Origin of the sequence: Streptomyces sp. NPDC006296, assembly GCF_040613235.1 — a bacterium.
GTDB lineage: Bacteria > Actinomycetota > Actinomycetes > Streptomycetales > Streptomycetaceae > Streptomyces.
In genome coordinates this window covers 1-19823 of sequence record NZ_JBEXRT010000014.1, presented here as the reverse complement: position 1 = coordinate 19823, position 19823 = coordinate 1, and the positions used below count along the sequence as shown (strand labels likewise).

Sequence of the window (19823 nt, the reverse complement as noted above, 5' to 3'; positions counted from 1 at the left end):
TGCGGCGCACTGCTGCCCGGCGCTCCGCCGGTGAGCACTCAGAGAAGAGAGCCGACCATGACCAAGCCCCGCACCAGCCGTCTCGCCGCGGCGATATCCCTGGTCTCCGCCCTGGCCCTCACCGCCACCGCCTGTGGCGACGACGGCAGCGGCATGACCGGCGCGAAGGGCGCCGAGGGCTCGGGCACCGGGAAGATCGTGTTCTGGGACGAGAACGGCGGCGTCCGCACGGCGATCTGGAAGGAGATCATCGCCGACTTCGAGCAGGCCAACCCGGACATCGAGGTGCAGTACGTCGGCATCGCCTCCACCGAGGCGCAGTCGAAGTACGACACCGCCATCCAGGGGGGAGGCCTGCCGGACGTCGGCGGTGTGGGGGCCGCGATGGTCGCCGGGATCACCGCGCAGGACGCCCTGGAACCGCTGGACGACCGGATCGAGGCCGGCTCGCTCAAGGGCAAGCTCAACGAGGCGATGGTCGAGAACGTGCGGAGCGCCGCCGGACGGGACGCCATGTACACGGTGCCGATCTCGGCCACCAACGGTGTCCTGTACTACCGCACGGACCTGTTCGAGAAGGCCGGGCTGGGCGAGCCGGACACCTGGGACGAGTTCTACGCGGCCGCGGCGAAGCTGACGGACAAGCGGAAGAACCAGTTCGGCTACACCATCCGCGGCGGCCCGGGCTCCATCGCCCAGGCACTGGACGCGATGTACGGGCAGTCCGGCATCAGTTCGTTCTGGGACGCCTCGCAGACCCGGACGACGGTCAACGACCCGAAGAACGTCGCCGCCCTGGAGAAGTACGTCGGCCTGTACCGGAAGGCCACCCCGGAGGCCGACCTCAACAACGACTTCACGAAGATGGTCGCCCAGTTCGACTCCGGCGGCATCGCCATGCTCAACCACAACCTGGGTTCCTACCAGGACCATGTGAGTGCGCTCGGCACCGGGAAGTTCCGTGGCATCCCGCAGCCGCAACTCGCCGACGGCACGCGGGTGATGGTCTCCAACCCGGTGTCCGGCCTCGGCCTGCTCAAGTCCTCCGAGAACAAGGCGGCGGCCTGGAAGTTCATCGAGTTCGCCGCCTCCCACGCCTCGAACTCGAAGTTCAGCGAGTCCGCGGGCCTGATCCCGGCCAACAAGGAAGCGGCCGAGGACCCCTGGCTCGACAAGGCCGAGACCACCAAGCTCGGCGCCGAGGCGCTGTTCTCCGGCGACACCGAGATCGTCCAGCTCCCGTACTACCTGCCGGACTGGAACACCCTCTCCAAGGCCGACAGCGAGGCCGGCTTCCAGAAGGTGCTGCTCGGCAAGACCAGCGCCGCGGACTTCCTCGACACCTTCGCCGAGAACCTCGACGAGGCCCAGGCGGAGTGGAAGGAACAGCAGGGCTGATCAGGACCCCGGGTCCCGGGCGCGCTCAGTCCAGGCCCTCCTCCCGCAGCTGGTACATCAGGAGGAAGGTCCGGTAGGTGTCCGGGGAGACATCCAGACAGACGTCCGGCCGGTTGGTCCACGTCGACAGGTTGTCGAGGGCCCGCCGGCAGGCCGCCTCGGTCTCGGCCTCGGACGGGATGTTCGCGAGGAACGCGGCGATCAGCAGGACCACTGCGAGGACGACCACGCCGATACGGATGCGCATGGTCTCCCAACGACCGTCCGGCCGGGCCGGTCACTCGGGCGGGACCGCTCCCGGGCCGGTCACTCGGGCGGGACCGCTCCCGGGCCGCCCGGTCACTCGGTGTCGTCGGCGAACGGCGGCAGGTCGGGCTCGATGAACAGGCCCGCGTACTGCGGTGCGGGCAGCGGAGCCGCGGCGCCCGACGGGGCGGGGGCCGTCGTCCGGTCGGCGTGCCGCGGGATCGTGCGGGCAGACGTGTCGGTCATCTCAGGTGTCCTGTACGTAGGTGTGATGAGAGCCCCGTGACCGAGCCGCCGCACTGATTGCCGGACTGGTCCCGACCGGTGCGGCGACGAGGCGCCGCTCCCGGTGCGCGCCGCTCCGGGGGCGTCCGGATCCTTGTGCGGCGGTATACGCAGACTGTAACCCTCCCGGCACGGCTTTCCCCCGGAATTGCGAGCCCGGCGTGACGCTCAGTGCGGCGCGGCGGGTTCGATGTTCTGGTTTGCGTGGAAGAGGTTGTGCGGATCGTACGTCCGCTTGGCCTCCGCGAGCCGGTCGTAATGACCGCGGTAGGTGGCCCGGACCCGGTCCCGGGCCTCGCCGGTGCCCAGGAAGTTGACGTAGCCGCCGCCCATGGAGTGGGGGTGCAGCGCCTCCCAGTAGCCGACGGCCCACTCCCGCAGCGCCGCCGCGTTGGCCGGGTCCGGGTCGATGCCGGCGATGACGCCGGACCAGTGCGCGTCGCGGTAGGCCCAGGCGGTGTCGTCGGGCCCGACCCGGCCGGCGGCGCCGTCGACCGGGTAGAGGTGCATGGTCGACAGGCCGGTGGGGAGCTTCTCCGCGAACGAGGCGTGCACCTCGGCGGCGTCGTCCGTGATCCGGTCGAAGAAGTCGCCGCGCCAGTACCACTGGAGACCGGCGGGCATCAGCGCGTCGAACATGCTCTGCAGCGCCGGGTAGGGCATCGGCGTGGTGAAGTGGAACGCGGGCGGGCCGGGTTCGTTCACCACGGCGAGGGTGTCGCCCAGGGCCTCCGGGTCCGCCGTCGAGGACCAGACGACCCCGCACATCGTCCGGCCGTGGATCTCCTCGGGGAAGGGCGGGGCGGGCGGGACGGTCAGCGAGGCGAAGAAGCCGGACAGGTCGTCCGGCGCCTGCGGCAGGAAGTCGCGGTACCACCGGATGACCTCGCCGAAGAGCTCCAGGGGCCACAGGGTGACGGCCACGCCCACGGTGTCCACGGGGTGCAGATCGAAGTCGAACGACGTGACGACGCCGAAGTTCCCGCCACCGCCCCGGAGCGCCCAGAACAGGTCGGGGTGCTCGCTCGGGTTCGCGGTGACGAAGCTGCCGTCGGCCAGGACCACGTCCGCGGAGACCAGGTTGTCCACCGAGAGCCCGTACTTCCGGGTCAGGTATCCGTGGCCGCCGCCGAGGGTGAGTCCGCCGAGCCCGGTCGTGGACATGATGCCCGCCGGGGTGGCCAGGCCGAACGTGTGGGTGGCGTGGTCGAGATCGCCCAGCGTCGCGCCGCCGTCCGCCCGGGCGGTCCGGGTGTGCGGGTCGACCCGCACACCGCGCATGGCGGAGAGGTCGAGGGTGACCGCGCCGTCGGCGAGGCCCAGCCCGGGGCCGCTGTGCCCGCCGCCGCGGACCGCCACGTCCAGGCCGTTGTCGCGGACGAAGTTCACGGCCTCCCGCACGTCCGCCGTGTCGTGGCACCGGACCACGGCCGCCGGCCTCTTGTCGATCATGGCGTTGTAGACCGCTCGGGCCGTCCCGTACTCCTGGTCGTCCGGGCCGATGACCGGGCCCCGCAGAGTGGTTCGCATCGTTTCGAGGAGGGCGCCGTCCATGATCGTCTCCTGATCGGGTGGCGCCCGGCCTCTTCCGGCACCATGACGGCGGAACCTCGCCGGCCGGCGGCGGCACCCCCGGGGGGTGGCGCGCGGACGGGGCCGGACACCGAAAGGCTTCTCCCTCCAGCGTCCCGCCGCTCCGGAGCCCGCGCAATCGCGGAGCGGCACGTGCCACCGGTCCGGGCGTGCCACCGGTCCGGGGCCGGGCGCGCGGGGCCGGGGCGCCGTCCGGTGTGCCGCGGACCCCGGGGAGGGTGTTCCGGATCGGGGGGAATCCGGATCCCGGACCGTGCCGGTGCCCGCGGTCCCGTCCTACCGGTCGTCAACGTCGTTGCAGGTGTGGCGAGTTGGAGATACCCGCAGTGGAGGGGGCCTCTCCGGGGTCAGGGGTTCGGGGGAGCGGTGGGCCTCGGGTGGTCGGAGCACCGCCCCGGATGGCGTAGAGTTCTACTCACAACGACGCGGGGTGGAGCAGCTCGGTAGCTCGCTGGGCTCATAACCCAGAGGTCGCAGGTTCAAATCCTGTCCCCGCTACTGAAGACAGGGGCCCGGATCCTTTCGAGGATCCGGGCCCCTGTCGTGTACCGCCGCACGGTGGTGCGGAGCCGGGTGGGTCCGGCGGCGGTCACCGTGCGCGGACCGGCTCCGGAGGGCGCGGGTCGCCGATCCCCGCTTCGGGAGCAACTACGATCGCCACGGAGACGGAACCGCCGTCTCCGTACGGGATGCACTGACGACTCACGCGCAGCGCCGGCTCTCCGGCCGACCCCCGGAGCGCGGTGCTCCGGCGCGCTCCTCCCTTCGGCCCATGACGAGCCGCCCTCCGGCGCGGCTCCGGGCGGCCGGGGCGGGGCGCGGTACCGTCCGCAGCCGTGGGTGGACCGGGCAGGAGCACACAGGTGGGGAAGCGGGACGGAAGGCGAGGGCGCGGTGCCGGGGGATCCCGTTCCCGGCGGTTCGTGCGCGCCCTGCCCGCGCTGATGATCTGCGCCGGGGTGGCCTTCGACCTGGTCACGCCGACCGAGGTGACCGCGGTGCCGCTCTTCGCCGCGGCCCCGCTGATCGCCGCCCCGTTCTTCTCGCTGGCCGGCACGGTGCGGGTCGGGGTGGCCGCGGTCCTCGTGGTGTTCGCCCTGCGGTTGTCGGGCGGCGCGGTCTACGGGGTCGTGTCGATCACGGATCTGCTGACCCTGGTGACCGTCGCGGCGCTCTCCCTCGTCATCAACCTCGTCGTGCGCCGCGGGAACGAGCAGCTGGCCTCGGCGCGGGTCATCGCGGAGACCGCGATGCGCGCGGTGCTGCCGAAGCCGGAGGACCGGATCGGCGGACTGCTGGTCGCCGCGCGGTACGAGGCGGCCCAGGCGGACGAGTTCGTCGGCGGTGACCTGTTCGCCGTCGCGGACACGCCGTACGGGGTGCGCCTGGTGGTGGGGGACGTCCGGGGCAAGGGGCTGGACGCCGTGGCGGCGGTGGCCGTCGTGATCGGGGCGTTCCGGGAGGCCGCCGAGCAGGAGATGTCGCTGGAGGGGGTGGCCCAGCGGCTGGAGCGTGCGCTGGCCCGGGAGGGCTCGCGCCGGGGCGGGCTCGACTCCATGGAGGGGTTCGTCACCGCGGTCCTGGCGGAGATCCCGGCCGGCTCGGACACCCTGCGCGTCATCAACCGGGGCCATCCCGAACCGCTCGTGCTGCACCCGGACGGGGCGCTCGACGTGCTGGCGCCGACCGCGCCCGCCCTGCCGCTGGGGATGGGGCTGGGTGCGTGGCCCGACCGGTCGGACGAGTGGACGCTGCCGGCCGGGGCGATGCTGCTGGCGTTCACCGACGGGCTCTCCGAGGCCCGGAACATGACCGGGGTCTTCTACGACCCGGCCGCGCGGCTGCGCGGCCGGCTCTTCCCGGGGCCCGAGGAGCTGCTGTCCGCGCTCACCGACGACGTACGGCTGCACACCGGGGGCCGGTCGACGGACGACCTGGCGCTGCTCGCGGTCGCCCGTCCGGCGAGGGGCCAGCAGGAGCGGCGGACCACCGTGAAGATCGTGCGACGGGACAGTGAATGAACCGTCGCGACCGTCGGTAGTCGAAGGACCCCGCTCCGCATAACATATGACGCACCGTCAGAAACGGGCGGCTGGATTCACCCTGCTCAACTCGACCGTTTGCGCCCGTTTGAGCCCTGTAAGTCCAGGGCGGAGGCGTGAACGATCTGTAGGAACAGCTTGGAATCGGACCCGTGTGTCTATTAACGTTCGATAACGCAGCACGGTCGTACAGGCCGCCGCAAGAGGCGGCACCGTGCGCAGCGCCGAATTCCGCAAGGGAACCGGGGAACCACCTACATGGGGTGAATCGGACACCTGTGTCTCGTGAGAGGCAGAGGGGCCCGTAGGAGACCTTCCTGCTCCGAACCCGTCAGCTAACCCGGTAGGCGAGAAGGAAGGAAAGGAGAGCGCCCACGTGGCGTCAAATCAGCCTGCCCCCGAGGCTCCGGCACCCTTCAGGACCGCCGGCTTCGGTGACGAGGACAGGTCGTGGGGGGAATGGAACCCCACCGAGGAGTCCGTCCGTCCCGTACGCGGCCGGCATCGCGTGGCCAAGCAGCGCGGCCTCGCCCGTAGTTCCACCGTCCTCGGCGTCGGTGTCATCGCGGCCGTCGGTGCGGGTGGCATGGCCACCGCGCAGAGCAAGCCGCCGGTCTCCATCTCTCTTCCCGATTCCATCGCGGACAACCTTCCCGACGCCAAGTCCCTGCCCGGCGTCGGCGCGTTCATGTCCAGCGACTCCGGCGCGGACCACGAGACGGTCGCCGCGTCCGCCCCCCTCACCACCGCGGGCATCACCGCCGCCGAGGCCGAGCAGGGCGCCACCGACGCGGGCGAGGCGCTGCGCGCCCGCATCCTCCAGCAGGCCGAGCAGCAGCAGGCCGGCGCCGAGGCCGAGGCGAAGGCGGCGGAGGAGCAGGCGGCGGCCGATGCGGCCGCGGCCCAGGCGGCGAAGCGGCAGAGCGCGGCGGAGGCCGAGGCCGCCGCGAAGAAGAAGGCGGCGGAAGAGGCGGCGAAGAAGAAGGCGGAGGCCGAGCGCCTCGCCAAGCTCGCCGCCAGCTACGCGGTCCCGACCTCGTCGTACTACATCAGCTCCACCTTCGGTCAGGCCGGTTCGATGTGGTCCTCCGGGCACCACACGGGGCTGGACTTCGCGGCGCCGACCGGTACCCCGGTCAAGGCCGTGCACAGCGGCACGGTGAAGTCGGCCGGCTACTCCGGTTCGTACGGCTACCGCACGGTCCTGGAGCTCGACGACGGCACCGAGGTCTGGTACTGCCACCAGTCCTCGATGGACGTGACCGCCGGGCAGAAGGTCACCACCGGCCAGACCATCGGCCGTGTCGGTGCCACCGGCAACGTGACGGGTGCGCACCTGCACCTGGAGATCCACACCCCGGACGGCACGGGTATCGACCCGATGAGCTGGCTCCGCGGCAAGGGCCTCACGATCTGATCCCCCGCGCGCCGGTCACGGCGTGGCAGTACCCCGGCGGCCCTGACGCACGACCCCCCGACGTCAGGGCCGCCGGCCTGTCCGGGGCGGTCGCCGGTCCGCCCCGCCGCTGTCGTGGGGCCGTCCGCCGCTGCCCGGCCCGGAGTACTCCGGACCGGCACGGTCCGGGGCGCACCGGCGTGGAGCGGAATAGTTGCTTCCGTCGATGGGTTGTCCTTGGGCATGACATCTCTGCGCCCTCTCGGTTCCTCAGGCCTCCAGGTCTTCCCCCTCGCCCTCGGCGGCAACGTCTTCGGCTGGACGGCCGACGAGGAGCGGACGTTCGCCGTCCTCGACGCGTACGTGGCGGCGGGCGGCAACTTCATCGACACCGCCGACTCCTACTCCGCCTGGATCCCGGGCAACCAGGGCGGTGAGTCGGAGACGCTCATCGGTGCGTGGCTGGCGGCCCGGTCCCGCCGCGACGACGTCGTCATCGCCACCAAGGTCGGCGCCCACCCCGCGTACAAGGGGCTCTCGGCCACCACGATCAAGCAGGCGGCCGAGGCGTCCCTGCGCCGGCTCGGCACCGACCACATCGACCTGTACTACACGCACTTCGACGACGAGAGCGTCCCCGTCGAGGAGATCGTCACGGCGCTCGACCAGCTGGTGAAGGCGGGGACGGTGCGGGAGATCGCCGCCTCCAACATCAGCCCCGAGCGGCTCCGGGCCTCCCTGGAGTTCTCCGAGCGTGAGGGCCTGGCCCGTTACGTCGCGCTGCAGCCGCACTACAACCTCGTCTCCCGCGACACCTACGAGGGCGCGCTCCAGGAGACCGCGGCCGCCGCGGGTCTCGCCGCCGTGCCGTACTTCGCGCTCGCCGCGGGCTTCCTCACGGGCAAGTACCGGCCGGGGACGACCGTCGAGAGCGCGCGGGCCGAGGGCGCGGGCAAACACCTGGCGACCGAGCGGGGCCGCGCGGTGCTCGCGGTGCTCGACCGGATCGCCCAGGAGCACGACGCCGAGATCGCCACGGTCGCCCTCGCCTGGCTGGCCTCCCGGCCCACCGTGGCCGCGCCGATCGCCTCCGCGCGCACGGTCGAACAGCTGCCGGCGCTGGTCGCGGTGGCGGACCTCCGGCTGACCGAGCGGGAGCTCGCGGAGCTGACCGAGGCATCCGCCTGAGACCCGTTCGGCGCCCGGCCCCGGCCCCGGCCCCGGCCCGAGACCGCACGGCCGGGCCCGGCGCGGGTGACCCGACGCCCGGGTCCGGCGCCTGTGAACCGTCCGGCCGGGCCCGGAGCCTGTGACCGGACGTACCGGGGCCGGGGTCCGCGGGCGTCCTACGCTGGTCCGTCTGCCGTCTGCCGTCTGCCGTCTGCCGTCTGCCGTCTGCCGTCTGCTGGCCGGGCGTCCGGCGTCGGCCGGCGGGCAGCCCTCAGACGGGCGGTGTGCGGCGGTCGCCGTCGTCCAGATACGGGTTGTAGCCGCCGTAGTGCCGGTGCGGCGCGGGCAGTTGCTGCGGAGCCGGGCCGCCGGGGGCGTACGGGCGCGGCGGCGGCACGGGCAGCCGGTGGGTGCGCAGCCGGCCCGTCGCATGGGCCGCGTACGTCAGCGCGGGGCCGGCGATCTCCCGGCGCTGCCACAGATGGTGCAGCAGCTCCTGCTCGCGCGGGGCGAAGTCCGGGCCCGCGCCGTCGTGGCGGGCCCTCCGGCGCAGCATGGCCAGGGACGTCGCGAACGACTCGTACTCGGCGACGGCACGGGCCGCCGCCTTGCCCCGGGCGCGGTCGGGGTGGCTGTTCCAGTGCCGTGCCATGTCGCGGGCCATGCCCCGCGCCCGCATCGAGGCGAGGGCGAGCGGCTCGGCCGGGGCCAGCCAGCCGGCCGCGGCGTACACCGGCAGTTCGGTGGAGAGGGTGCGCAGCTCCCGCTGGCGCGCCCAGACCGCCAGCCAGGTCACCAGGCCGAACGACGGCATCATGAAGAGGCCGTACACGAGGTAGAAGCCGTACGGTCCGAAGGCCGTGGAGCCGTTCCACAGGGCGTGCATGCCCATGGCGAGGACGATCCCGAGCAGCGGCAGGACGACGCGGCGCACCCGGTGGCGCGCGCCGCCGAGTGCGGCGATGCCGAAGCCGATCCCGGAGAGCACGGTGAACAGGGGGTGCGCGAACGGCGACATCACCACGCGGACGAAGAAGGTCCCGGCCGTCACCGAGGCGAAGCCCGAGGTGCCGAGCTGCTGGTCCTCACCGAATGCGTTGCCCAGGTAGAGGATGTTCTCGGTGAAGGCGAAGCCGGTCGCGGTGAAGCCGGCGACGACGATGCCGTCGACGACTCCGCCGAACTGCCGTCTGCGGAAGAGGAAGATCAGCAGGACCGCGACGGCCTTCGCGCTCTCCTCGACGACCGGGGCGACGAGTGTGGCCCCGAGGGTGTCGGCGCTCGCCGGATCCGCGGTGGCCGTCGCTATCCACCGGGTGGCGAAGGAGTTCGCGATGATGGCCACGAGCGCAGCCGCACACGCGCCCCAGGAGAAGGCGAACAGCAGATTGCGCCAGGGGCCCGGCTCGACCCGGTCGAGCCAGCGGAACGCGGCCATCAGCAGCGGCACGGGCAGCACCGCCAGCCCCAGCCCCACCAGGAACCCCTCGGTGCCCGTCTGCCGGCGCACCAGCGCGAGGATCACCAGACCGCAGAGCGCGAGCACCGTGATCACCGCGCCGGCACGGAACGCCTTGCTGCGCCAGACCATGCCGACCCGGCGGGGCCGGTAACGCCACTGGCCTCGCTCCGGGACGGCACCCAGGAACTCGTCGAGCCGCTGCTCCTCGAGAACCGGGACGGCCGGCTGCTGGTGCTGCACGGACCCCTCGGACATCCGACGACCCTAACGAGGGCGACGGACACCTGGCCACGCCGCCGTCCCCGGGGGTGCCGGGCCGTGGCCGATCAGCGACGGGTCAGCCGATCAGCGACGGGTGAACAGCACGTCGTGCACGACGTGCCCCTTGTCGAGGCCCTGGCCCTCGAAGCGGGTCAGCGGCCGGAACCCGGGCCGGGGCGCGAAGCCGCCGTCCGCCTCGGTGTTCTCGAACAGGGGGTGCGCGGTCAGGACGTCGAGCATCTGCTCCGCGTACGGCTCCCAGTCGGTCGCGCAGTGGACGACCGCGCCGGGCTTCAGCCGCCCCGCCACCAGGTCGAGGAACTCGGGCTGGATCAGCCGCCGCTTGTGGTGCCGCTTCTTGGGCCACGGATCGGGGAAGTACACCCGGAGCCCGTCCAGGGCGGCCGGCTCCAGCATCTCGCGGAGCAGGATGATCGCGTCACCGTTGGCGACCCGGACGTTGGACACCCCCGCCCGGTCCGCGAGACCGAGCAGATTGCCCTGGCCGGGGGTGTGCACGTCGACGGCGAGGATCCCGGTGCCCGGGTCGTCGGCCGCCATCAGGGCCGTCGCCTCGCCCATGCCGAAGCCGATCTCCAGGACCACCGGGAGGCCGTCGAACAACGCGGGGAGGTCGAGGACGCTGCGGCCGTCGATGTCCAGGCCCCACAGGGGCCACAGCCGCTGGAGGGCGTCCTCCTGGCCGGTGGTGACCCGGCTGCGGCGCGGCTGGAAGCTGCGGATCCGGCGCTCGTGGTGGGAGCCCGCCGGGTCGGCCGCGGGGCCGCCGGGGAAGCGGGGTTCCTGGCGCAGCCTGCGCTGACGCTCGAAGGAGGCGGCGCGGCGGGCCGCGGCATCGGCGGCGTCCGCGTCGGCGAGGGCGTCCGCGCCGGCCGTGGCGTCCTCGGCCGGCGGGTGCGCGCGGTTCGCGTCGGCGTCGTCCGGGGCGGCGCCGAGGCCGCTGCCGGGCACGGTCTCCGGCGCCGAGCCGGGCGTCTCCGGGACGGGGCCGGGCGTCTTGGGGGTGGGGTTCACAGGCTCAGACACAATGCCCCGATTCTACGGCGGGAGGCGTCCATCCCGTCGCGCGAGCCCGGAGCAGGGCCCGACGCGCCACCTCCCTCCCGATGGGCAGGGACGCGGTGGCCGCGGGGGACGGGGCGTTCAGCACGTGCACGGTGTGCGGGGCGTCCCGGATCAGGAAGTCGTCCACCAGGGTGCCGTCCCGCAGCACCGCCTGGGCCCTGACGCCGGCCGGGGAGGGCCGCAGGTCGGCCTCCGTCACCTCCGGCAGCAGACGCCGGACGGCCCGGGTGAACGCGCTCTTCGACAGGGACCTGTGCACCTCGCCCGCGCCGTACCGCCAGTGCCGCCGGGCGACCCGCCAGGCGCCGGGCCAGGCCAGGGTGGCGGCCAGCTCGCCGGGGCGGACGGCCGTCCGGCCGTATCCCTCGCGGGCCAGTGCCGGCACGGCGTTCGGTCCGACGTGGACCGAGCCGTCGACCCCCCGGGTCAGATGCACCCCGAGGAAGGGGAACGCGGGGTCCGGCACCGGGTAGACGAGGCCGCGCACCAGCTCCGGCCGGGCCAGCTCGTAGTACTCCCCGCGGAACGGCACGATGCGGGCCCCCGGCTCGTCGCCCGCGAGCAGCGCGATCCGGTCGCTGTGCAGTCCGGCGCAGTTGACCAGCACCCGGGCCCGGACCACCCGGCCGTCGGCCGTGCGCACTGCGACGCCCCACGGGCGCCGGTCGACGGCGACGACCTCGGCGCCGTAACGGATGCGCCCGCCCGCGGCGGTCACCTCGGCGGCGAACCGGACGGCCACCGCGGTGAAGTCGCACACCCCCGTGGTCCCGACCCGGATCGCCGCCAGCCCGCGCACCCGCGGCTCGTACTCGGTGATCTGGGCGGGGCCGAGCTCCCGGACCGGCAGGCCGTGCGCCCGGCCCCGCTGCACCAGGGCGTGCAGCCTCGGCAGCTCCGCGCTGCCGGTCGCGACGATCAGCTTGCCCGTCACCGCGTGGTCGATGCCGTGCTCCGCGCAGAAGTCCACCAGCTCGGCGGCGCCGCGGACCGCGTACCGCGCCTTGAGGGAGCCGGGTGGGTAGTAGATGCCGCTGTGGATCACTCCGCTGTTGCGCCCGGTCTGGTGCCGGGCCGGGCCCCACTCCTTCTCCAGCACCGCGATCCGGGTGCCGGGCGCGGCGCGGGTGAGCGCGTACGCGGTCGACAGACCGACGATCCCGCCACCGATCACCAGCACGTCGCAGTCGTACGCCGCGTGCGTCATCATCACGCCACCTCCCACCCCGATAGTGCACTGACCCACTGACAACGGGCTCAAACCAGGGACGGCGCGAGCGTGGCGAGACGTTTCGTGCCCGGACCGGCCGAAAACCGGGCGTACCGGTGGTGCCGGGGCGGTGAGCCGCTCAGGCGGGGGAGACGAGGAGGGGGCGGGCCCGCTCCCGCAGCTCGGCCACACGGGGCTCGTCGCCGTACGGCTCCAGGCGGTGCAGCAGGTCGCGTACGTACTCCGTGGTGCGCGCCGAGGAGATGCGTCCCGCCACCTCCACCGCCCGTGTCCCCGCCGCGCACGCCGCGTCGAGGTTGCCCGACTCCAGCTCGGCGACCGCGGAGACGACCAGCCGCAGCCCGTGGGAGCGGACGAACTCGTCGGTGGGCTTCGACAGCGCCTGCTCGGTGAAGCGCCGCACCTGGCGGGGGGCCTTGAGGTCGCGGTAGCACTCGGCGGCGTCGGCGGCGAACCTGTCGTAGGAGTAGAAGCCGAGCCACGCCGGGTCGGCGTCACCGGCCCTGGAGCGCTCCAGCCAGCTCTCGGCGGCCCGGAGCGCGGCCCCCGCGGCCGGTGCGTCGCCCGCCTTGGCGTGGGCGCGCGCCTCCACCAGCCGGAAGAAGCTCATGGTGCGTGCGGTGGCCAGGCTGCGGTTGCGTTCGACCGCGGCCTGCGCGAGGTCCACTCCCTCGTCGGCGAACCCCCGGTAGGTCGCCTGCAGCGACATCGAGGCCAGGACGTAACCGCCGAGCGGCACGTCGGCGGCGGCGCGGGACAGCCGCAGTGCCTGGATGTAGTAGCGCTGGGCGGCTTCCTGCTGCCCGGTGTCGAAGGCCATCCAGCCGGCCAGCCTGGTCAGCTCGGCGGAGGCGCCGAAGAGCGCCCTGCCCACCTCGTCGCTGTAGGAGCCCAGCAGGAGCGGTGCGGCGTCGACGCGTAAGCACTCTGGGACCATGGAGGAACGCCAGTCGCCGCCGCCGTACTTGGAGTCCCACCGCCGCGCGTCCTGCGCGGCCTCGCGCAGCTTGCTGACGTCGCTGTGGCCCACGCGCAGCAGGGTGCCGTCCGCCGCGACCGCACTGTCCGGGCCCGGCTGGACGGGGATCTGCGCCCCCGGTGCGCCCTCCGGGGTGAGGACGGCGGCCCGGGCCGCCGCCGGGTCCCGCGCCACCGACGGATCCGCCGGGGTTATGAGCCACCGGGACGCGGGGGTCGCATAGGCGCTCACCGAGAACGAGCCCGCCAGCGACTGCCAGATCCCGCCGCCGCCCCGGCGGCCCGCGAGGTCCAGCCGGTACAGATCGGTCGCCGACCGGACCGCCTCGCCCACGTCGCGGGGGAAGGCCAGACCGACCTCGGGCGCCGGGTCGGCGTCGGCGAGCCCGATCTCGTGCAGCGGCACGGGACGGCCGAGTTTGGCCCCTATCGCCGCCGCGATCAGATGGGGCGCGGCGCCCTGCGGGACCATGCCCTTGGCGACCCACCGGGCCACCGACGTCTTGTCGTAGCGAAGGGTCAGACCCCGCTGCGCTCCCAGGTCGTTGACCCGCCGGGCGAGGCCGGCGTTGCTGATTCCCGCGAGGGCGAGAACCGTGCCGAGCTTCTCGTTCGGCCCGCGTTGCTCCCTGGACATAGCCACCCCTCGACACACAGACGGCTGCCGCGTCACCGTCGGGCGCGCGGCATTCGTACCGTGTTCTCCCCAGCTACGGTCCCGGGCACTCCGGCCGCACCTGCATTTGGCCAGGCCCCGTGGAATATGCCGCGCTGCCGAGAACATCGGTAAACCCAGCGTAGTTCGCCGCATCCCCACCGTTAAGGGGCAGACCTCCGTATGGCGGGAATGGGGTGCGTGCGGCGCGCGGTGCGGGGCCGCCGTGCTCCTGACGTGTGGCCGTGCGCCCGGCCGTGCGCTCTGCCTCGGCCGAATCGCAAGCGCTTCGATGGGTCCTGCGTGGGTCGGCCCGCCGAACTGGACTCGGCGGGCTGGGGGAGACCGCCGCCCCATCCCCGCGGGCGGCGAACCGGTCCGGGAGGTGATGACACCTCCCGGACCGTGCGCCCTGCGGGCGGGGTTCGGGAAAGCGGACGTGCGGTCCGGCGCACCGGGGGGATGCGCCGGCCCGCACGTCGCCGCACGGGGGCGGACGGGCGCGGGAGGCTCCGGGCGGCCCGGGGGAGGGGCCGCCGACGGTCCTGACGGCCCGTGGACGGGCGCCCGCGGCGGCGAAACGCGCGGTTCCCCGGCGATCGGAAAATGGCCGGATAGCGCCGGTCACTCGGGGTGCGGCGCGTCCGCCCGACTATGGCCGATTCGCATGGGGTGTGCCGCGGGGCCGGGACGGGGCGGCCTCCGGAAGCCGCCCTCCGCAACTCCCCCGGAACCCGCATCCGTTGCGGAGGGATCCGCGGAGCCGTGGCCAGGCCTCTGCCAGGGGCGCATGCGCGGCCGGTGTGCGCCACCCGCACCCCTTCCCGGGCGCCGTTGTCGTGGCAGCATGTCCCGCGACGGCGTTCTCCGTGTCCTGGTACGCCGGTTCGTCCACAGCCTGTGGAGGCGGCGATGCGTTGGTTGGTGGGCTGGAGCAGTATCGCCGCGAGCTTCGGCACGGTGGGTGCGGTCGGCCGCCACGGGGAGGGGCGCACGGTCCACCCGGTCGGCTCCCAACTCCTCTGGGGTGACCCGGATCCCCTCTGGGCCGTGGGCGACTGGCGCCCGGACGAGATCCGCGTCATCACGGTCGCGACCCCCGAGGGGGCGCCCACCACCCGCCTCGCCGTCCTCGGCTGCTGCGGCGCCAGCGACGAGCAGCTCCGGGCCGGGCTGCTGTCCGCACGCGGCGGCGCGCTGCGTCACCTCACGGCCTGGCCCGGCAGTTACACGGCCGTCGTCCAGATCGGCCGGCGCATCACCGTGGCCGGGGACCTCGCCGGCGCGCGCCCCGTCTTCCACACCCCCTGGGCCAACGGCACCGCCTACGCCACCGCCGCCCTCCCGCTCGCCGACCTCATCGAGGCGCAGCTCGACATCGGGCACCTCGCGGCGCTGCTGGCCTGCCCCGAGACCCCGGAGGCGCTGGGCGACGGCACCCCGTACGCGGGGGTGAAGCGGATCCCGCCCGGGCACGCGCTGATCCTCCGGGAGGGCTCGCGCGAGATCACCGGGTACGAGGCGGTGGCCTCGCTCGCCGTCGCGGCCCCGCAGGCCGACCCGGTGAGCGCCGTCGAAGGCGTACGGGACGCGCTCGTCGAGGCCGTACGCGCCCGGCTCACCGCCCCGCGCCACGCCCCGGAGACCCTGCCGCCCGACCCGGGCCCCGTCCCCGGCATGGGGCCCGCCGAACGCCGCGCCGCCCGTGGGGCGCCCGTCCCGGGGATCGGCGCCGACCTCTCCGGCGGCAGCGCCTCGGCCACGCTCGCCCTGCTGGCCTCGGGGCTGCCCGGGCTGCCGGGCACCGTGCTGGGCCACGGCACGGGCGCCGGCGAACGGCTGCTGGCCGTCACTTTCAACGACCTCGCGGCGCAGGGGCGCGAGGACGAGCTGGAGCGGGCCCGGGTGATCGCCGCCAACCCCCGGCTGCACCACGTGGTCGTGGCGGCGGGCGAGGAGGCCCTGCCGTACGCCTCACTGGAGAGCGGCCCCCTCACCGACGAGCCCGCACCCTCGCTGGTCGTCGCCGAACGCCACCGCCGCCGGCTGTCCGCGGGCAGCGCGGACCACTTCGTCGGCCACGGCGCCCGGCAGGTCCTGGACGCGCACCCGGCACGGCTGGCCGACCTCCTGATGGACCGGCGCAGACGCCACCTGCTGCGGCCCGTCGCCGCGCTGGCCCGGGCCGAAGGCCCCTCCCCGCACTCCCTGCTCGTCCCGCTGGCCGTCTACCGGGCCGCCCGCAGGCTGGCCCGTACGTCGTACCGCACCGGGCTCGAAACGGCCGCGTCGCTGCTGCCCGACGCCAACCGCGACGCCCCCGACCTCGACACCCCCGCCGACGCCTCCCTCGCCTCCCTGGCCTGGTCGCGGCCCGGTCCGGCCGCACGCTGGCTCACCGGTGAGGCCCTCGCGGAAGTATCGGTTCGCCTCCAGGAGGCGGCGATCCGTCCCGCCTTCGTGCAGCGCCCCGGCGAGGCCAGGGCCCGGGCGGCGCTCGCCCGGCACGCGGCGGACCAGCGGATCCTGGAACAGGCCGCGGAGGTCCGCAGCCAGCGCCTCCACGCCCCCTACCTCGACAACCAGGTCGTCCGCGCGGCGCGGGCCCTCCCGGAGTCGCTGCGGGTCCAGCCGGGCGCCCGGGCCGCGATCCTGCGCCGGGTCCTCGCGGGCGCCGGCATCCACGAACTGCCGCCCGGCTGGGGAACCCCGTCCCAGGCCACGTCCACCGCGGCCGGACGCATCGGTCTGCGCGCGGCCCTGCCCGAACTGATCGCCCTCTTCGACGCCCCGCTGCTCGCCGACGCCGGCCTGGTCGAGGCACGCGTCGTGCGCAAGGCGCTGCGGGCCGCCTCCGAGGGCGAGCCGCTGCCCCTGGACGGCCTGGCCGAGCTCGCGTCCACGGAACTGTGGCTGCGCCGCCTGGTCACCCGCCGGGGCACCTGCTGGACCGGTACGGCGGCCCCGCGGCAACGCGCGGTCGCGGGCGGCGTCGTCCCGGCCCGTCGCACCCTCCAACGGTGACCGGCGGCAGCTGACCGCGGCGGGTCACGGCGACGGCGGCCTCGGCGGGTCACGGCGACGGCTGCTTCGGGGGCCGCGGCGGTCCACGGCGACGGCGGCTTCGGCGGGTCACGGCAGCCTCGGGGCGTCCCAGGGTGCGTCCGTCCTCAGGTGCGTCCGTCCCCGGGTGTCCGCGCCGTCCGGTGGTCCCGCAGGTGCTGCGCGAGATGGCCAGGGCTCTGACCCGGCCGTGACCTCCGGATACCTGCAGACGCCTCCGGATGCCTCCGCAGGCGAGGGACCGTGCCTCCGGCGGCCGTTGGAGCTGCTGGTGCCGCCGGGGCTGCCGGAGCGCGACGGCTGCGCGGGGCGGGAGACCGGGTGGGACGAGCCGCAGCGGGAGACCGGGCGTGACGAGCCTGGGCACGTCCTGGGGCATGTCCCCGAGCAGGCTCCGGACATGTCCCGGGTGTCGCCCGGGCCGTGGTCCGGCACCGCAGGGTCCGCCGTGGTCTCCTGACCGGCTCCGTGCGGGAGTTCAGCTGCAGCTGATCCGCGACTGCGCCCAGTCCGCCAGTGCGGCCCCGCCGAGCGGGCCCGACGGCTCCACGACGAGCCGGATCGTCTTCCGGCCCTCGATGCCGACGCTCACCGGCACGGCCGGCTCACCTCCGCGCACCACGGGCGACTGCCACAGCCGGGTCCCCTCACCGCCGTACACCGAGAAGCGCACCGCACCGAGCCCCAGGGTCAGGTCGTCGACCCCGACCATCGCGTCGTAGCGGCTGCACGTCCGGTTGAGCTGGACGGTGACCGAGGAGCGGGACGGCGCGGTCACCCCGTGGGCGTACGTCGTCGAGGCGATCGAGAGCCCGCTGCGCTGCCAGAACACGCCGTTGCTCTGCCCGAGCAGGATCTCGGGACCGGTGTGGTCACCGATCACGGAGTACGCCAGCTCGTTCACCTGGTAGACCTCCGGCGCGGGCTCCTTCGGGGCGGACGGGGTCGGCGAGGGCTCGGGCGGAGTGGGCTCGGGTGTGGGCTCCGGGGCGGGCGGCTCCGGGGTCGGCGTGGGGGACGGGGTCGGTGTGGGGCTCGGGGTGGGCTCCGGGGCGGGCGGTGCCTCGGGGGCGGGTGACGCGGGCGGGTCCGGCGGCTGCGGGGCCGGTTCCGGTTCCGGGGGTGGGGGCGTCGGATCGGCGGGTGCGGTCACCGGCGGCTCGGCGACCGGCTTCTGCTCCGGCGCCGGCCGGTCGTCACCGACCAGGGCCCACACGAGTCCGGCGGCCACCGCCAGGGCCACCGCGGCGGCGATCCCGGCCTTCGCCGGGGCGCCGAGCCCCTCCGACGCCGCGGCTCCACCGGCCGTGCCGCCTCCGGAGGAGGCTGTTCCGGTGGCCGCCGCCGCGGCTCCGGCACCGGCCGCCCCCGCGGCGCCACCCGCCACGACGCCGGCCGCCTTGACCGCGTAACCCGCCGCGAACCAGCCGATGACGGCGATCGGGAGCAGGGCGGGGATACCGGCGTTCACCCGGTCCAGCTCACCGGCGGCGACCCGGCACCTCGCGCACTCGTCCAGATGCTTGCGCAGTCCGCGCTCCGCCCGGGTCCGCAGCCCGCCGCGGGCATGGGCGCCGAGCCGGTCGGCGTACTGCGCGCAGTCGCCGCCGGCGGTCAGCGACCGGCTCACATGGGCCTGCAGATAAGCCTGTTTGAGCCCTTCACGCGCCCGCACGGCCAGGACCGCCGTGGCATTGGCCGTCAGCCCGAACAGCGGGGCGACCTGGCTCGGCGACTCCTCCTCCACGGTCGTGTGCCACAGCACGGCCTGCCAGCGCTCCGGCAGGCTGCGGAACGCCTGCATGGCCATCGACCGGTCCGCCTCGTGCATGGCCAGCACATCGGCGCCCAGATCCAGGGTGTCGGTCTCCGACAGCTCGGCGGAGCGGGTGGCCTGGGCGGCGAACACCGCGAAGTCGTCGACGAGTTGCTCGCGCCGGGCGGTCCGGGTCCACGCGGCGGCGACGTGCCGGACAGCCGTCATGAGGTAGGCCCGGACGGCCTCCTGCGGTCCCTTCCCGCCGCGCACCGCCTGCAGCGTGCGGGCGAACACCTCGGCCGTCAGGTCGTCGGCGGTGTGCGCGTCGCGGCAGCAGGTACGCGCGTAGCGGCGCACGGCCCCCGAGTGGCGCCGGAACAGCTCCTCGTACGCCTGGTCGTCGCCCGCGCGCATGCCCTCGATCAGCTGGGCGTCGGAGGGGCCGAGGTCGGCGGATCCCGTGCGTCCCTCGCGCTGGAGCGGGACGGCGTAGACCGGATCCGTGCCCGGCCCCTGCTCCGCTCCGCCCGCGTCGGCCGCGCTCGCCGGCGGCCAGGGGCCGGGCAGCACCGTGCCGCCCTCGGTGGTTTCGTCCGTCCGCGGCTCCACACCGGCCTCGGTGGGACCGCCGCCCGGGCGGCCTGCTCCCACGGAACGATCCGGCGGTGCCGGCCGGCCCGGCGCACGGCCGGGCATCTGGGTCGGGACCGAGGGGGACGCGGGGCCGTCGGTCTCCGTGCCGGTGCCGCCGCGCTCGCCCTCGGCGGCGACGCCGTCGGCCGGCTCTTCCTGCTGCGCCTCACCGCTCATCGCGGAAGCCCCCGTACACACCCTCGAACCCGAATACGGGGAAAGAGTGTCACAGAGCCCTGCCAGGACGGGGCCCGAGCATCGGTAACCACTCGTCCGAGGTGTTTTCCTGCGCCCGGGGAATGCGACATCACCCGGACGGGGAGACATAACCTCCCTCACTCGCAAGGGTGTTCAGCCCTGCGGTGCCGTGGTCACGACCGTGGCGCCCGCACCCCGGACGCTCAGGCTGCTCTGGCCGCCCGCACCGGTGGGTCCCCCCCCCCGCCGCGGGGGGGGGGGCCCCCCCCCCCCCCCCCCCGCCGCCCGCCCCCCCCCCCCCCCGCCCGCCCCCCGCCCCCCCCCCCCCCCGCGGCCCGCCGCCGGCGGGGGGAAGGGGGGCGGAGGG

General features: G+C 74.5%; 13 protein-coding genes, 1 tRNA gene, 1 pseudogene and 1 riboswitch. Of the genes and pseudogenes, 7 read left to right on the top strand and 8 right to left on the bottom strand.

Annotation, left to right across the window (positions count from 1 at the left end):
- Positions 1 to 57 precede the first annotated feature (57 nt).
- Positions 58 to 1398: a sugar ABC transporter substrate-binding protein gene (locus tag ABZ172_RS12345; RefSeq protein ID WP_356883041.1), complete on the top strand. Its 1341-nt coding sequence runs from the start codon at positions 58 to 60 to the stop codon at positions 1396 to 1398.
- A gap of 25 nt (positions 1399 to 1423) precedes the next feature.
- Here the strand turns inward: ABZ172_RS12345 and ABZ172_RS12340 are convergent, their stop codons facing one another.
- The 3 genes from ABZ172_RS12340 to ABZ172_RS12330 all read right to left on the bottom strand — a co-directional run bounded on the left by ABZ172_RS12340 (position 1424) and on the right by ABZ172_RS12330 (position 3483).
- A complete protein-coding gene (locus tag ABZ172_RS12340; protein WP_356883039.1) occupies positions 1424 to 1645 on the bottom strand; it encodes a hypothetical protein in 222 nt (73 codons plus the stop codon).
- A gap of 92 nt (positions 1646 to 1737) precedes the next feature.
- A complete protein-coding gene (locus ABZ172_RS12335) occupies positions 1738 to 1890 on the bottom strand; it encodes a hypothetical protein (RefSeq protein ID WP_356883037.1) in 153 nt (50 codons plus the stop codon).
- A gap of 207 nt (positions 1891 to 2097) precedes the next feature.
- Positions 2098 to 3483, bottom strand: coding sequence for an FAD-binding oxidoreductase (locus tag ABZ172_RS12330; protein WP_356883035.1), 1386 nt, complete (start codon positions 3481 to 3483; stop codon positions 2098 to 2100).
- 463 nt (positions 3484 to 3946) lie between these two features.
- Between ABZ172_RS12330 and ABZ172_RS12325 the strand changes: the two genes are divergently transcribed.
- From ABZ172_RS12325 to ABZ172_RS12305, 5 genes and pseudogenes are all read left to right on the top strand, one after another.
- Positions 3947 to 4020: transfer RNA gene (locus ABZ172_RS12325), tRNA-Met, on the top strand.
- Between the two features lie 124 nt (positions 4021 to 4144).
- Positions 4145 to 4246: pseudogene (locus ABZ172_RS12320) on the top strand (MerR family transcriptional regulator); the annotation flags it as partial.
- Positions 4247 to 4385: 139 nt separating this feature from the next.
- Positions 4386 to 5543: a PP2C family protein-serine/threonine phosphatase gene (locus ABZ172_RS12315; RefSeq protein WP_356883033.1), complete on the top strand. Its 1158-nt coding sequence runs from the start codon at positions 4386 to 4388 to the stop codon at positions 5541 to 5543.
- Between the two features lie 233 nt (positions 5544 to 5776).
- A riboswitch (cyclic di-AMP (ydaO/yuaA leader) is annotated at positions 5777 to 5929 on the top strand.
- A gap of 11 nt (positions 5930 to 5940) precedes the next feature.
- Positions 5941 to 6981: a M23 family metallopeptidase gene (locus ABZ172_RS12310; RefSeq protein WP_356883031.1), complete on the top strand. Its 1041-nt coding sequence runs from the start codon at positions 5941 to 5943 to the stop codon at positions 6979 to 6981.
- A 222-nt stretch (positions 6982 to 7203) separates the two neighbouring features.
- Positions 7204 to 8148, top strand: a complete 945-nt coding sequence (locus ABZ172_RS12305) for an aldo/keto reductase (RefSeq protein ID WP_356883029.1) — start codon at positions 7204 to 7206, stop codon at positions 8146 to 8148.
- Between the two features lie 253 nt (positions 8149 to 8401).
- Here ABZ172_RS12305 and ABZ172_RS12300 read toward each other — a convergent pair whose 3' ends face one another.
- The 4 genes from ABZ172_RS12300 to ABZ172_RS12285 all read right to left on the bottom strand — a co-directional run bounded on the left by ABZ172_RS12300 (position 8402) and on the right by ABZ172_RS12285 (position 13785).
- Positions 8402 to 9847: a PrsW family intramembrane metalloprotease gene (locus ABZ172_RS12300; RefSeq protein ID WP_356883027.1), complete on the bottom strand. Its 1446-nt coding sequence runs from the start codon at positions 9845 to 9847 to the stop codon at positions 8402 to 8404.
- A gap of 90 nt (positions 9848 to 9937) precedes the next feature.
- Positions 9938 to 10900 carry a tRNA (guanosine(46)-N7)-methyltransferase TrmB gene (gene trmB, locus ABZ172_RS12295; RefSeq protein ID WP_356883025.1) on the bottom strand — a complete coding sequence of 321 codons (963 nt, stop codon included), beginning with the start codon at positions 10898 to 10900 and terminating at the stop codon, positions 9938 to 9940.
- Complete coding sequence (gene lhgO, locus ABZ172_RS12290; protein WP_356883023.1) at positions 10893 to 12149, bottom strand: L-2-hydroxyglutarate oxidase; 1257 nt, start codon at positions 12147 to 12149, stop codon at positions 10893 to 10895. The genes trmB and lhgO overlap by 8 nt, the downstream gene beginning before the upstream one ends.
- Positions 12150 to 12288: 139 nt before the next feature.
- Complete coding sequence (locus ABZ172_RS12285; protein ID WP_356883021.1) at positions 12289 to 13785, bottom strand: sporulation protein; 1497 nt, start codon at positions 13783 to 13785, stop codon at positions 12289 to 12291.
- 930 nt (positions 13786 to 14715) lie between these two features.
- Between ABZ172_RS12285 and ABZ172_RS12280 the strand changes: the two genes are divergently transcribed.
- The gene (locus ABZ172_RS12280; protein ID WP_356883019.1) at positions 14716 to 16827 is read left to right on the top strand and encodes an asparagine synthase-related protein; all 2112 of its coding nucleotides are present in this window, start codon (positions 14716 to 14718) and stop codon (positions 16825 to 16827) included.
- A 517-nt stretch (positions 16828 to 17344) separates the two neighbouring features.
- Here ABZ172_RS12280 and ABZ172_RS12275 read toward each other — a convergent pair.
- Positions 17345 to 19435, bottom strand: coding sequence for a sigma-70 family RNA polymerase sigma factor (locus tag ABZ172_RS12275; protein WP_356883017.1), 2091 nt, complete (start codon positions 19433 to 19435; stop codon positions 17345 to 17347).
- Positions 19436 to 19823 lie beyond the last annotated feature (388 nt).